Raw genomic sequence first — 13114 nt, forward strand, 5'->3', positions numbered from 1 at the left:
CCCTCACGGCGGCTGACTCGTTCGGATAGTCACCGCGGACCTCGGCGACCATGCGGACCGCTCGTTTGCGCAGCTCAACGGGATAGGAGGAAGGACGTGCCATGACTCGATCCTTTCACGGAATCGAGTCTCTATCGAACCCGGAACGGTTCAACCCCACATCAGGGCGGCGACGACGCCGGGGACCGCGTAGGGGACGAAGACGCCGAGGCGGATCACCCGGGCGAGGCGGAGCAGGCCGCTGTCCAGGGCGAGGGCGAGCAGGAGTGCGAACAGCAGCATCAACGGGACTTGGAGGAGAAGAAAGGCGACGACGCGCAGGACGCCCTCGTGGAGGAGGGAGTCGGCCAGGGCGGTGGTGTAGTTGTCCAGACCGACGAAGACGGTGCCGCCGACCAGGCGTTCCTGGAAGAAGCTGAAGTAGCCGGCATAGGCGAGTGGTGCCAGGAAGAGCAGCAGGAACAGGAGCATGAAGGGAGCCACGAAGAGCGGCCCGGCGGGCAGTCGGCGGCGCTTGCGGGGCGGTGCGGCGGTGGTCGGGGGCATGGCGCTCAGGCCTCCTTCACGGTGAAGCCCTGCTTGCGCGCGTATGCGGACAGCCGGGACTGGAGGGTGGCCAGGGCGGCGACGGTGTCGGTACCCCGGCCGAGCGAGGCGCCGACGGTGTCGGTCCAGTCGGTGGCCACATGGTCCAGGAAGGGCGGCCACTGGAAGTCGGCGGGGACGGTGGCGCCGATGTCGGCGAAGACCTGGTTGACCCGCTGACCGCCGTAGAAGTCGGGCTCGTCACCGGTGAAGGAGGGGTCGGCGAGCAGGGACCTGGTGGCGGGGAACAGGAACTGCTGGGTGGCGAAGAGCTTCGTCGTCTCCGGATCGGTGTTGAGGAACTGGGCGAACACGGCCGCGGCGACGGGTGTTCGGTCTGGTTGAGGACGGCGGTGGTGGAGCCGCCCCAGTTCCCGGAGACCGGCTTGTCCGGGTTCCACTGGGGAAGCGGGGCGGCACGCCACTTCCCGGCGGTGGCCTTGGCGGAGCCCGACAGGAAGGCGGGGCCCCAGGCGGCCGTGAGCCAGGTGGCGTACCGGCCTTTGTTGAAGCCGGTGTACCAGGTGTCGGTGAAGCCGGGGTCGGTGGAGACCAGACCGTCCTTGATCAGGCCGCTCCAGTAGGCCGCGAGTTCCCGGGACGTGCGGTCGTCGACGCGCAGGGTCAGTTCGGTGCGGGAGGGGGAGGCGAAAGGGCGGGCGCCGGCCTGCCAGAGCAGGCCGTGCCAGGCTGCGGGCTCGTTGGGGGCGAGGTTGGTGAGGTGGACGTCCGGGTCGGCCTCGTGCAGACGGCGGGCGGTGTCGGAGAACTCCTCCCAGGTGCGCGGAACGTCGAGGCCGTGCCGGTCGAAGATGTCCTTGCGGTAGAGGAGCCCCATGGGGCCGGTGTCCTGCGGGATCGCCCAGACCTCGCCGCGCTCGCCGGTCACCTGTTGCCAGGTCCAGTCGACGAACGCGTCCCCGAGGTCGGAGGCGCCGTAGGGGGCGAGGTCGACCAGGGCGCCGGTGATGGTGAAGGCGGGGATCGCCTGGAACTCGCTCTGGGCCAGGTCCGGGGCGCCGGACCCGGCCCGGAGGGTGGTGCGCAGCTTGGAGTAGTGCGGGGTGCCCTGACCGACATTGACGACCTTGACCTTGATCGCCGGATAGCGCTTCTCGAAGAGGGCGACCTCCTTGGCCATGTCCGGCGTCCAGGTCCAGTAGGTCAGCTCGGTCGGGGTGCGCATCGCCCGGTCGATCTCCGCGCGGGACACCGGCTTCGTACGGGCGGACGGACCGCCGGAGCCACCGCCTGCGCATGCGGTCACGGCGGAGCCGAGCGAGATCGCCCCCGCGGCTTGGAGGAGACGGCGCCGGGAGACGGACGTGGCGGCCATGGGGGCGCGTGGCCTGCGGGGTAGGGGCATGACGGACTCCTGCCGGAAGGGATGCGGAGAGGGCGGCGGCACGCGTGAGGGCGCAGGGCGCGCAGGGCGTGGCCGGGAGGAACGACGCCGGGGCCGGCCGGGGTCGCCGGGGGCCCGAACCGTCGTGCGTGGTGCGCGTACGGGATGCGGGTGTCGCCCGCGAGGTGTCCGCGGACCGATGGGCGTGAGCGCTGTCGCGCGGCCCGGGTGCGCGGGACCTGTCGAGTGGCGGGGCGAGAGGGAACGTTCGGCCGCAGGGGGCGGCGTCCGGAACGGGGTCAGGGAGTGGGAGCGGCCCCTGTTCTGTGTCCGCGGTCGGACGGTGGCGCGGTCGAGGAACGCACCACCAGGTCGACGAGGGGCTCGTCCGCGGCCGGCAGCTCGGCGTCCGGCTTCTCCACCGCGAGCACCAGGCGCCGGATCGTGTCCCTGGCCACGGCGTCGAACGGCTGCCGGACCGTGGTCAGCGGCGGACTGGTGTACCCGGCCAGCGGGATGTCGTCGAAGCCGACCACGCTCACGTCGTCGGGCACCCGCAGTCCGGCCTCGGTCAGGGACCGGACCAGGCCGACAGCCATGTCGTCATTGGCCGCGAACACCGCGGTGGTCGGTTCCGCATCCGGTTCGCCGGCGGCGAGCAGGCGGCCCGCCGCGTGGCCCGAGGCGGCCGACCAGTCGCCCTCGATGACGGGCGGTGGCGTCAGCCCCCGCTCGGTGAGCGCGGTTCGCCACCCCGCCATGCGGTCCCGGGCGGCGAACCAGCGCTGCGGACCGGCCACATGACGGATCACCGTGTGCCCCAGGTCGAGCAGGTGCTCGGTGGCGGCCCGCGCCATGAGGTCGGCGCCGCCCCCGGAGGACATCGCACCCGGGCCGCCCGGTGCGCCGATGACCACCACGGGGACGGCGACCGGCGGCGGAGCTCCGCCCTCGTCGATCGGCTCGGAGACGATGATCCCGTCCACGCCCTGTTCGAGCAGCGACTCCATCGCCCCCGCGGTTCCGCCCGGATCGCCCTCCAGCGTGTTCACCACCTGCAGCCCGTACCCGGCGTCACGGGCGGCCCGCTCGATGCCGATCAGCAACGAGACCGGACCGTACAGGGCGGTGCCCAGCGCGACCACCCCGAGCGTGCGGGTACGGCCCGAGGCGAGCGCGCGGGCGGCACCGTTGCGGCGGTAACCGAGTACCGCCGCCGCTTCGAGCACCCGGCGCCGTACTTCGGCCGACACGTACGGCTCGTCGTTGAAGACCCGCGACACCGTCTTCTGCGAGACCCCGGCCGCCCGGGCCACATCCGCGCTGCGCGGCGCGGCGGCCTTGCCCTCTCGGTTTCCTCGCATGCCCGGTACCTTCCGATCGGCGGACGGACGCAGCCGGTCCAGCACGGTCATGGCCGGGAGACGACCGTATGACTGCGCTGTCATGACTGCGGTGTCATGTGTAGGCGGTCGAACAGGACGCGTCAATACTTCGCGCAACGACTGGTGCGTAATCAGGGGCAGAGGGTGCGGGCCCCCATGCCCGCGCGGTCGCTACCTCACCGGCCGGTCACCGAAGGGCACCGGCGGCTGCCCGGTGGTTTCCCGGTGGCTGCCCGGTGGCTTCGCGTACGGCCTCGTCGGTCCGTATGCCGTGCGGACGAACACGTCGCGGTCGGCGGTCGACCGGGAGCGGGCTGGCCCGTGGGCCGAGCGGGCCGGCGCGGCGCGGGCGGCGGGTGTCGGGCACGGTCACACCTCGGGGTGCGGGCAGGCGAAGTGGCCGCACCGCGAGGCCGTGCTCGACCGCTGCCCGGAACCGACCGGGGCTGCCGGGGCGGGCCTCGGCTCGTGTCCGGGCTCCGCACATGAACGGCGTGATCTCGCGGGTGGGCTGGTCAGGGAACCGGCTGTGTCGCGTCATGCCGCGTTGCGCCGTCGGGAGACAGCCGGCGTGGGTGGCGGACGGGGCCCCGATTATTCGGTGGGGCCCGCCGCGCCACCGTCAACCGATCTCCTGCCGGGCCTTGGCCCACAGCCAGCCCGCGTAGGCGTGCAGGCCCTCACCCATCGCCAGGTCCGTCTTCCCGGCGAGGGCGCGGGCGTAGGTGCCCTCCAGGAGGGCGGCGAGGCGGAAGCAGGCCAGCACCTGGTACCAGCGGAAGGCGGAGACGTCCCGGCCCGTCGCCCGACCGTAGTGCGCGACGAGTTCGGCCCGCCCGGGCATCCCCTCCCAGGGCTGGAACTGCGGTGCGCTGCCGGGCGGGTCCGCCTCCTCGCGCCAGGCGGTCAGGATCCATGCCAGGTCCAGGAGGGGGTCACCGAGGGAGGCCATCTCCCAGTCGACGACGGCGGCGAGGCGGGGGGTGTCGTGGGCGAACATGACGTTGGCGAACTGCAGGTCCCCGTGTACGACACCGGTGGCGCCCTGCTCCGGGGTGTGTGCCCGCAGCCAGTCGGCCACGGTGTCCACCAGCGGGGACTCGTGCTCCCGGTAGGCGGGGTCCGCGCGGTAGCCGTGCAGCATATTCAGGTACTTGGACGTCTGGCGCGGCAGCCATCCCTCCGGGCGGCCGAAGTCGGCCAGGCCGTGCGCGGCGGGGTCGACCGCGGCCAGGCTCGCGGCCGCGTCGACCAGCGCGAAGGCGACCGCGCGCCGCCAGCCGGGGTCCTCGGCGTACCGGCCGGGCAGGGTACCGCGGGGCGTGAAGCCGTCGATCTTCTCCAGGACGGAGAAGGGGGCGCCGAGCACGTCCTCGTCCAGCACGCTGGCGTACAGGCGCGGATGCGGTACATCGGTGTCGGCGAGGGCGGTGAGCACCCGCCCCTCGCGCCGGAAGGCGTCGAGGGCGCCGGTGCGCAGGTGACGGCCGGGCCGGCGCAGCACGAGTTCGGTCCCGTCTGCCCGGTGGAGCGTGAACAGCAGGTTCTGGGCGCCGCCGGTGAGCGGGGTGAGAGAGGTGACGGGGCCGTCCCCGGGGAGAGCGCCGAGACCGGACCAGGCGTTGAGGCGGCCGACCTCGGGTCCGTCGGCGTAGTCGGCCGGGTTCTTGTTGCCCGACGTGTCCGAGGCGCTCATCGGGACACCGCCGTCAGGTGGTCCGCGTACTTCGCGCGGGCCGCCGCCAGCCGGGTGGGCAGGTGCGCGGAGCCGAAGAGCGGGTCCTCGGCCGGGACGGCGTCCCGCAGCAGCAGCTTCGCCACGACGTCCTGGTGGGCCTCGGTGGGGCCGTCGGCGACCGCGAGGGTGGGACCGGACTGCCACATGCGGGCCAGACCGAGTTCGTTGGAGACACCGAGGGCGCCATGCAGGTGCAGGGCCCGGTAGGCGACGTCCACCAGGACCCTGGGGGTGGCGGCCTTCACCCCGGAGACGTGCAGGCGGGCGCGGCGGGCGTCGTCCCGGTCACCGGTGCGTGCCGCGCGGTCCATCTGCCAGGCGGCGTGCAGGACCTGGAGCCGGAACTGCTCGATCTGGATCCAGCTGTCGGCCAGTTGGTGGCGTACGGACTGCTGGTCGGCGAGCGCGCCGCCCCGGGTGCGCCGCGAGGCGATCCGCTCCGTCATCATCTCCAGGGCCCGCTGGCACTGGCCGACCGAGCGCATGGCGTGGTGCAGCCGGCCGCCGCCGAGCCGTGTCTGCGCGATGCGGAAACCGGTGCCGGGTTCGCCGAGGAGGTTCTCGGCGGGAACCCGGCAGCCGGTGAACCGGAGATAGGCGTGGACCCCCTGCCCCAGTGGCTCGCCGGCCAGGCCCGTGCCGCGCACCATCTCCATGCCGGGCGTCCCGGCCGGAACGAGGATCATGGAGGCGCCCTCGTGCACCGGCACGTCGGGGTCGGTGACGACCATGACGATGACGAAGGCGGCCAACGGGTAGTTGGAGGCGAACCACTTCTCCCCGTCGATGACCCACTCGTCCCCGTCCCGCACGGCGCGGCAGGTGAAGCCGCCGGGGTCGGCGCCGCCGGAGGGCTCGGTCATCGCGAAGGTGGAGACGATCCGTCCGTCGAGCAGGGGCTCCAGGTACTTCTGGCGCTGCTCCTCGGTCCCGTAGTGGGCGAGGATCTCCGCGTTGCCGGAGTCGGGGGCCTGGGTGCCGAAGACCATCGGTGCCCAGGCCGACCGCCCCAGGATCTCGTTGAGCAGGGCCAGGTGCACCTGTCCCATGCCCATGCCGCCGAGGGACGGCGGCAGATGGGCCGCCCACAGTCCCTGGTCGCGCACGCGCAGTTGGAGTGGGCGGACGACGTCGCGGAAGACGTCGGTGTCACGGTCGTAGGGCTCGGCGCTGCCGGGGAACAGCACGTCGAGCGGCTCGATCTCCTCCCGGACGAACCCGGCGGTCCAGTCCAGTTCCTCCTGGAACGCGGCGTCGGTACTGAACTCCCACATGAGCCACCTACCTTCGGGACGACGGTGCTCCTCAGCCCTGCTGGATGTGCTGCTTCATGGCTTCGAGACGGGTCAGGACCGGGTAGCCGTCCACACTGAGCGCGTTGCCGTGCCCGGTCTGGTGGATGTCGAAGACGGCCTGGAGCGCGGCGTAGAACCCCTGGACGTCCAGGGTCTGGTTGACGGCCCGCTTGGCCTGGCGCAGTCCGAAGGGTGGCATCGACGCGATGCGCGCCGCCAGCTCACGCGCCGAGTCGTCGAGCGCGTCGAGCGGGACCACCTTGTTGACCATGCCCACCCGCTCGGCCTCGTGAGCGGTCAGCGGGCGGCCGGTGAAGAGGATCTCCTTGGCCTTGCGCGGCCCCAGTTCCCAGGTGTGCCCGTGGTACTCGACGCCGCCGATGCCCATGTGCACCACCGGGTCGGAGAACTCGGCGTTCTCCGCGGCCACGATCAGGTCGCACGGCCAGCACAGCATCAGTCCGGCGGCGATGCACTTGCCCTGGACGGCCGCGATGGTCGGTTTGGGGATGTTGCGCCACTTGAGGGAGTACTCCAGGTAGCGGCGGGTCTCCGCGTCGTAGATCCACTCCAGGGTGATCTCGGCGGGACCGGGCCAGCGGTCCTTCATGTCGTGGCCGGCGGAGAAGTGGCGGCCGTTGGCCCGCAGCACGACCACGCGGACCTCCTCGTCGCGGGCCGCACGCGTCCAGGCGGCGTCGAGGTCGTCCAGGAGGGCCATGGTCTGGGCGTTGGCCGCCTCCGGACGGTTGAGCGTGATGACGGCGACGCCGTCCTGTGCCTCGTACAGGATCTGTTCCATGACCGGCGCCCCTCCGCATGAGTACGGCAACAGCGGGGCGAGAATACCATTCTCGCCAGACGGAAGTACTACTCGCGCACCCACTTCGCCACCCGGCCGGGTCCGTCCGTCACCGGAACTAGCATTATCGCAGTCCGATAACTACATTCTCCTAAACAGGAACTTGTTTCTCACGCTTCATGTCACGAACGTGCGATCTCTGGGAGGCGATCAGCGGTGCGCCCCGACAACGTGGAAGCCGACAGCCCGACGGACGGCTCGGCCGCGCAGCCCGACTTCTTCCGGGACGCGGGCCTCGTGGAGGATCCGTACCCCTACCTCGACGCGTTGCGCGCGCGGTGCCCGGTACAGCGGGAACCGCACCACGGCGTGATGATGGTGACCGGGTACGAGGAGGCGGTCCGGATACTGCAGGATCCGGCGACCTTCTCCTCCTGCCTGTCGGTGACCGGCCCCTTCCCCGGATTCCCGGTCCCGCTCGACGGCGTCGACGACGTCGGCGACCTCATCGCGCGGCACCGGGACGAACTGCCGATGAGCGACCAGTTGCCCACCCTCGACCCGCCCGTGCACACCGCGCACCGCGCGCTGCTCATGCGGCTGATCACTCCCAAACGGCTCAAGCAGAACGAGGAAGCCGTCTGGGGCATCGCCGACGACCTGCTGGACAGCTACCTGGCCCGGGGCGAGGGCGAACTGATCAACGAGTTCGCCGGACCCTTCAGTCTGCTGGTCATCGCCGATCTGCTGGGGGTGCCGGACGAGGACCGCGAGGAGTTCCTGGACCGTCTCCAGCGCCGTCCCGCGGCCGGTGGCGCCGTCGGCAGCACCGGTGAGGACACGCTGGCGCACTCGCCGCTGGAGTTCCTGTACGCGCGGTTCACCGCCTACATCGAGGACCGGCGCCGCGCGCCGCGCGGCGACGTGCTCACCGGACTGGCCACCGCGACCTTCCCCGACGGCACCCTGCCCGAGGTGGGCGACGCCGTGCGCGTCGCGGCCAACCTGTTCTCCGCCGGCCAGGAGACCACCGTCCGCCTGATCAGCTCCGCGGTGAAGGTGCTGGCCGAACGGGCCGATCTTCAGGCGCTGTTGCGTGCCGAGCCGGACCGCATCCCCAACTTCGTCGAGGAGTCGCTGCGCACGGAGAGCCCCGTGAAGGGCGACTTCCGGCTCGCCCGGGTGGCGACCGAGGTGGGTGGTGTCGACGTCCCCGCCGGCACCACCCTCATGATCGTGAACAGTGCCGCCAACCGGGACCCCGCCCGCTTCGAGGACCCCGCCACCTTCGACCCCGCCCGCGCGAACGCCCGTCACCACCTGTCGTTCGGCCGTGGCATCCACACCTGCCCCGGGGCGCCGCTGGCCCGGACCGAGGCCCGGGTGGCCATCGAACGCCTCCTGGACCGCACCTCGGACATCAGGATCTCGGAGCGCGTGCACGGCCCCCGCACCGACCGGCGCTACCGCTACCTGCCGACGTACATCCTGCGCGGTCTGACCCAGCTCCACCTGGAGTTCACGCCCGTGGAAAGGACCTCCACCTCATGAAGGCGTTCGTCGACGAGGACCGCTGTCGCGGGCACGCCGTCTGCTGCTCGCTCTGCCCCGAGGTGTTCGACCTCAGCGACGACGGCTACGCGGTCGTCCAGGTCCCGGAGATCCCCGCCGGGTCCGCGGCGGCGGTCCGCGACGCGGCGGGAAGCTGTCCGGAGCGCGCCATCACGGTGGAGGAGGGGCGGACCGCGTGAGGCCGGACGTGTCCCCCCGGGACCGCCGCCCCGCCCCCGGCGGGGCGGCGCCGGCCGCCGGGTCCGCGCAGCGGCCCGCCGCGGTGGAGGCGGCGCGCGTGCGGGAGATTCCCGCCGCGCTGGCCGAGCGCTACCAGGCGGCGGGCTGGTGGCGGGACGAGACGATCGGCGACCTGCTGGCCCGGGGAGTGGCCGCGGCACCCGACACGGCGTTCCAGGTGCACTCGGCCGTACGGCCCTGGTCCGGAACGTTCCGGGACGTGGAGCGGACCGCGCGCAGGCTCGCCGCGGGGCTGCGCGAGCGCGGTGTGGGCGCCGGTGACACCGTCGCCTTCCAGTTGCCCAACTGGATGGAGGCGGCGGCGGTGTTCTGGGCCTCCGCCTTCCTCGGCGCGGCCGTCGTGCCCATCGTCCACTTCTACGGACGCAAGGAGGTCGGCTACATCCTCGACTCCGTCGCACCGGCCGTGTTCATCGGCACCGGCCGGTTCGGACGGCTGGAGTTCCCCGCCGACCTGTGCGCCGGCGTCCCGGTGGTCGGCGTGGTCGGCGCGGTGGGCGAGAGCGCGCGGGGGCGGTCTCCCGCCGAGGCCGACGCAGCAGGTGCGACCAACGAGGCCTTCGACGCCTTCGAGGACCTCCTGGCCGACACCCCGCTGCCCGAGCCGCTGCCCGCCGACCCGACGGCCCCCGCCCTGATCGCCTTCACCTCCGGCACGACCCGGGACCCGAAGGGTGTCGTCCACAGCCATCGGACGCTCGGCCACGAGACCCGCCAACTGGCGGCGAGCTACCCGGCCGACCGGGGAACCCAGCTCACCGCGGCGCCCGTGGGCCACTTCATCGGCATGGTGAACGCCTTCCTGATCCCGGTCCTGGAGGGAACCCCGGTGCACCTCACCGACGTGTGGGACCCGGGCCGGGTGCTGGAGCTGCTGACCCGGCACGACCTGCACATCGGCGGCGGCGCCCCCTACTACGTCACCAGCCTCCTCGACCACCCCGACTTCACCCCCCGGCACCTGCGGTACATGAAGTACGCCGGGCTGGGCGGGGCGGCCGTGCCGACAGCCGTCACCGTCCGCCTCGCGGAGCTGGGCATCCGGGTCTTCCGCGCCTACGGCAGCACCGAACACCCGTCGATCACCTCGTCCTCGCCCGCCGCGCCCGAGCACAAGCGGCTCTACACGGACGGCCGGGCGCTGCCCGGGGTCGAGTTCCGGCTGGCCGAGGACGGTGAGATCCTCAGCCGGGGCCCGGACCTGTGCCTGGGCTACACCGACCCCGAGCTGACGGCGCGGGCCTTCGACGCCGACGGCTGGTACCGCACGGGCGACATCGGCACCGTGGACGAGGACGGCTACCTCACGATCACCGACCGCAAGGCCGACGTGATCATCCGGGGCGGGGAGAACGTCAGCGCGCTGGAGGTCGAGGAGCACCTGCTCGCCCTGCCCGCCGTCGCGGAGGCCGCGGTGGTGGCCGCCGCCGACGCCCGGCTCGGCGAGCGCGTCGCGGCCTTCCTGCGGCTGCGGCCCGGACACCGCCTGCCCACCCTCGACGAGGTGCGCGCCCACTTCGAGCGGGCCGGCCTGGCCCGGCAGAAGTGGCCCGAGGAACTGCACGCGGTCGAGGACTTCCCCCGTACGGCAAGCGGCAAGATCCAGAAGTTCAGGCTGCGCAGGGACCTGGTGCGGCCCGGACCGGAGAGTGCACGTCTCACAAGGAGCCAAGGAGAATCACATGGTGTCGCGTAAGCTGCCGTTCCCGCTCTTCGACGCGGACAACCATCTGTACGAGCCCCCGGAGGCGCTGACCCGGCACCTCCCGGAGAAGTACGCCAGTGCGGTGCAGTACGTGCAGGTCGACGGCCGTACGAAGATCGCGATCCGGGGCCAGATCAGCGACTACATCCCCAACCCGACCTTCGAGGTCGTGGCCCGGCCGGGCGCCTGGGAGGAGTACTTCCGCAACGGCAACCCGGAGGGCAAGTCGCACCGGGAGCTGTTCGGCAAGCCGATGAAGTCGATCCCGGCGTTCCACCAGCCCGAGCCGCGGCTGGAGCTCATGGACGAGCTGGGCATCCAGCGCACCCTGATGTTCCCGACGCTGGCCAGCCTCATCGAGGAGCGGATGCGGGACGACCCGGAACTGATCCACGTGGTCGTCCACTCCCTCAACCAGTGGCTGCACGAGACCTGGCAGTTCAACCACAAGGACCGGATCTACACCACGCCCGTGATCAGCCTGCCGATCCTGGACAAGGCGATCGCCGAACTGGAGTGGTGCCTGGAGCGCGGCGCGCGGGCCATCCTGGTGCGGCCCGCTCCGGTGCCCGGCTACGGCGGGTCGCGTTCGTTCGCGCTGCCGGAGTTCGACCCCTTCTGGAAGCTGGTGGAGGAGGCCGGGGTGCTGGTCAGCATGCACTCCTCGGACAGCGGCTACTCCCGTTACGCGGGCGAGTGGGAGGGCCGGCAGCAGGAGATGACGCCGTTCCAGGCCCAGGTCTTCCGGATGCTGGGCGAGTGGCGGCCGGTCACCGACGCGGTGGCCTCCTGGATCTGCCACGGCGCGCTGTTCCGGTTCCCGAACCTGAAGCTCTCGGTCATCGAGAACGGCTCGTCCTGGCTGGCGCCGCTGATCGACCAGCTCACCGACGTGTACAAGAAGCAGCCGCAGGGCTTCCTGGGCGACCCCGTCGAGGCGGTCACCACGCGGGTCCACATCAGTCCGTTCTGGGAGGAGGACATGGCCGAACTGGCCGGTGTCATCGGGGCGGACCGGGTGCTGTTCGGCTCCGACTACCCCCACCCCGAGGGGCTGGCCGACCCGGTCTCCTACGTCGACGCGCTGCAGAGCATGAGCGAGGCCGACCAGGCCAAGATCATGGGCGGCAACCTGGCCCGGCTGATCGACTCCTGAGCGGCCGGAAACGGTGAAGGGGGGGTGCGGTCCCGCACCCCCCCTTCACCGGTGTCCGCGCCGGCCTGCTACCGCCGGGGCAGGCCCAGGACGCGTTCGGCGATGATGCCCCGCTGGATCTCGGAGGTGCCGCCGGCGATGGTGCCGCCGAAGCTGCGGGCGTAGCGGTTGAACCAGCTGCGGCAGTCGTCGTCGAAGCCCATGTGGTAGTACGGCGCGGTGGTGGCGGACAGGTCGAGGCCGTCCGGGCCGGCCGCCTCCAGGGCCCGTTCCAGGGCCCGCTGGGAGCCCTCCGAGCCGAGTACCTTCAGCACCGACAGGGCGGGTACGTCCTGTTCGCCGCGGGCGGCGCGGGCCAGGGCGGCCGAGCCGAGCAGCCGCAGCGCCTGGAGGTCCATGACGAGGGTGGCGTACCAGTCCTTCTCCAGCGCGGTGACCGGACGGAAGTCGGCGGCGGCCCGGGACATCCGTTCGGCCTCGCCGAGCCACATCAGGGTGCGCTCGTGGCCCAGCGAGCCGGCGGCCACCCGCCAGCCCTGGTTGAGGGGGCCGACGAGGTTGGCGGCGGGGACCCGGACGTCCTCGAAGAAGACCTCGTTGAAGTCCTTGTCGTCGGCGGCGGTGTAGGAGGCGAAGGGCCGCCGGGTGACGCCGGGGGTGTCGGTGGGGATCAGCAGCACGCTGATCCCCTTGTGCTTGGGGGCGTCGGGGTCGGTGCGGACGAAGGCGAGCAGCACGTCGGCGTCGTGGGCGCCCGAGGTCCACACCTTCTGCCCGTTGACGACGAAGTGGTCGTCGACGCGTTCGGCGCGGGTGCGCAGCGAGGCGAGGTCGCTGCCGGCGCTGGGCTCGCTCATGCCGAGGGAGGCGGTGATCTCGGCGCGCAGGATCGGCACGGCCCAGCGGTGCTTCTGCTCCTCGGTGCCGAAGGAGAGGAGGGAGGCCGCGATGATGCCGACGCCCTGGGGGTTGTAGCTGTGGCAGATGCGGCGCCGGATGAGTTCCTCGCGGTGCGCGAACTGCTGGATGACACTGGCGCGCCGGCCGCCGAACTCGGGCGGGTTGCCGGGCAGCAGCCAGCCCTCGTCGAACTGCAGGCGCTGCCAGCGCCTGGCCCATTGGGGGATGTGCGCGCTGGAGCGGGGCCGTTCGCCGGCCTCCGCCTCGGCGGGCAGGTTGGCCTCCAGGAACGCCGCGAACTGGGCCCGGAACGTCTCGACGTCGTCGTCAAAGGTCAGTCGCATGGCTCTCCTCGGCTATCAGCGCCCGGTGCTCGGCGGCGCCGCCGAGC

Annotated in this window: 9 protein-coding genes and 2 pseudogenes; 4 read left to right on the forward strand and 7 right to left on the reverse strand. The window is 72.1% G+C overall.

Going from position 1 to position 13114, the window contains the following annotated elements; translation table 11 throughout:
- Nucleotides 1-153 precede the first annotated feature (153 nt).
- The 6 genes and pseudogenes from ACTT8P_RS36410 to ACTT8P_RS36435 all read right to left on the reverse strand — a co-directional run.
- Nucleotides 154-546 (reverse strand): annotated as a pseudogene (locus ACTT8P_RS36410) (sugar ABC transporter permease); the annotation flags it as partial.
- Nucleotides 547-551: 5 nt separating this feature from the next.
- A pseudogene (locus tag ACTT8P_RS36415) lies at nucleotides 552-1921 on the reverse strand (ABC transporter substrate-binding protein).
- Between the two features lie 308 nt (nucleotides 1922-2229).
- A complete protein-coding gene (locus ACTT8P_RS36420; RefSeq protein WP_442836081.1) occupies nucleotides 2230-3294 on the reverse strand; it encodes a LacI family DNA-binding transcriptional regulator in 1065 nt (354 codons plus the stop codon).
- A gap of 643 nt (nucleotides 3295-3937) precedes the next feature.
- Nucleotides 3938-5011 (reverse strand): phosphotransferase family protein, encoded by a 1074-nt coding sequence (locus ACTT8P_RS36425; RefSeq protein WP_442836082.1) that lies wholly within the window; start codon nucleotides 5009-5011, stop codon nucleotides 3938-3940.
- Nucleotides 5008-6327: an acyl-CoA dehydrogenase family protein gene (locus tag ACTT8P_RS36430; protein ID WP_442836083.1), complete on the reverse strand. Its 1320-nt coding sequence runs from the start codon at nucleotides 6325-6327 to the stop codon at nucleotides 5008-5010. The genes ACTT8P_RS36425 and ACTT8P_RS36430 overlap by 4 nt, the downstream gene beginning before the upstream one ends.
- 31 nt (nucleotides 6328-6358) lie before the next feature.
- Nucleotides 6359-7150 (reverse strand): enoyl-CoA hydratase, encoded by a 792-nt coding sequence (locus tag ACTT8P_RS36435; protein WP_442836084.1) that lies wholly within the window; start codon nucleotides 7148-7150, stop codon nucleotides 6359-6361.
- 216 nt (nucleotides 7151-7366) lie between these two features.
- Between ACTT8P_RS36435 and ACTT8P_RS36440 the strand changes: the two genes are divergently transcribed.
- From ACTT8P_RS36440 to ACTT8P_RS36455, 4 genes are read left to right on the forward strand one after another with little or no spacing between them, the layout of a single operon-like run.
- Nucleotides 7367-8701 carry a cytochrome P450 gene (locus tag ACTT8P_RS36440; RefSeq protein ID WP_442836085.1) on the forward strand — a complete coding sequence of 445 codons (1335 nt, stop codon included), beginning with the start codon at nucleotides 7367-7369 and terminating at the stop codon, nucleotides 8699-8701.
- Nucleotides 8698-8901 (forward strand): ferredoxin, encoded by a 204-nt coding sequence (locus tag ACTT8P_RS36445; protein WP_442836086.1) that lies wholly within the window; start codon nucleotides 8698-8700, stop codon nucleotides 8899-8901. The genes ACTT8P_RS36440 and ACTT8P_RS36445 overlap by 4 nt, the downstream gene beginning before the upstream one ends.
- A complete protein-coding gene (locus ACTT8P_RS36450; RefSeq protein ID WP_442836087.1) occupies nucleotides 8898-10658 on the forward strand; it encodes an AMP-binding protein in 1761 nt (586 codons plus the stop codon). Before ACTT8P_RS36445 ends, ACTT8P_RS36450 begins: the two co-directional genes overlap by 4 nt.
- Nucleotides 10645-11823 carry an amidohydrolase family protein gene (locus ACTT8P_RS36455; RefSeq protein WP_442836088.1) on the forward strand — a complete coding sequence of 393 codons (1179 nt, stop codon included), beginning with the start codon at nucleotides 10645-10647 and terminating at the stop codon, nucleotides 11821-11823. The genes ACTT8P_RS36450 and ACTT8P_RS36455 overlap by 14 nt, the downstream gene beginning before the upstream one ends.
- A 68-nt stretch (nucleotides 11824-11891) precedes the next feature.
- Here the strand turns inward: ACTT8P_RS36455 and ACTT8P_RS36460 are convergent, their stop codons facing one another.
- Nucleotides 11892-13067, reverse strand: a complete 1176-nt coding sequence (locus tag ACTT8P_RS36460) for an acyl-CoA dehydrogenase family protein (RefSeq protein WP_442836089.1) — start codon at nucleotides 13065-13067, stop codon at nucleotides 11892-11894.
- Nucleotides 13068-13114: the final 47 nt, after the last annotated feature.

Source organism: Streptomyces sp. JW3 (assembly GCF_052216785.1).
Taxonomy (GTDB): domain Bacteria; phylum Actinomycetota; class Actinomycetes; order Streptomycetales; family Streptomycetaceae; genus Streptomyces.

Excerpts from the sequence above, each read along its gene's own strand:
- ACTT8P_RS36435 (WP_442836084.1), bottom strand. The coding sequence starts at position 7,150 with ATGGAACAGATCCTGTACGAGGCACAGGACGGCGTCGCCGTCATCACG.
- ACTT8P_RS36445 (WP_442836086.1), top strand. The coding sequence starts at position 8,698 with ATGAAGGCGTTCGTCGACGAGGACCGCTGTCGCGGGCACGCCGTCTGC.
- ACTT8P_RS36460 (WP_442836089.1), bottom strand. The coding sequence starts at position 13,067 with ATGCGACTGACCTTTGACGACGACGTCGAGACGTTCCGGGCCCAGTTC.
- ACTT8P_RS36420 (WP_442836081.1), bottom strand. The coding sequence starts at position 3,294 with ATGCGAGGAAACCGAGAGGGCAAGGCCGCCGCGCCGCGCAGCGCGGAT.
- ACTT8P_RS36430 (WP_442836083.1), bottom strand. The coding sequence starts at position 6,327 with ATGTGGGAGTTCAGTACCGACGCCGCGTTCCAGGAGGAACTGGACTGG.
- ACTT8P_RS36425 (WP_442836082.1), bottom strand. The coding sequence starts at position 5,011 with ATGAGCGCCTCGGACACGTCGGGCAACAAGAACCCGGCCGACTACGCC.
- ACTT8P_RS36455 (WP_442836088.1), top strand. The coding sequence starts at position 10,645 with ATGGTGTCGCGTAAGCTGCCGTTCCCGCTCTTCGACGCGGACAACCAT.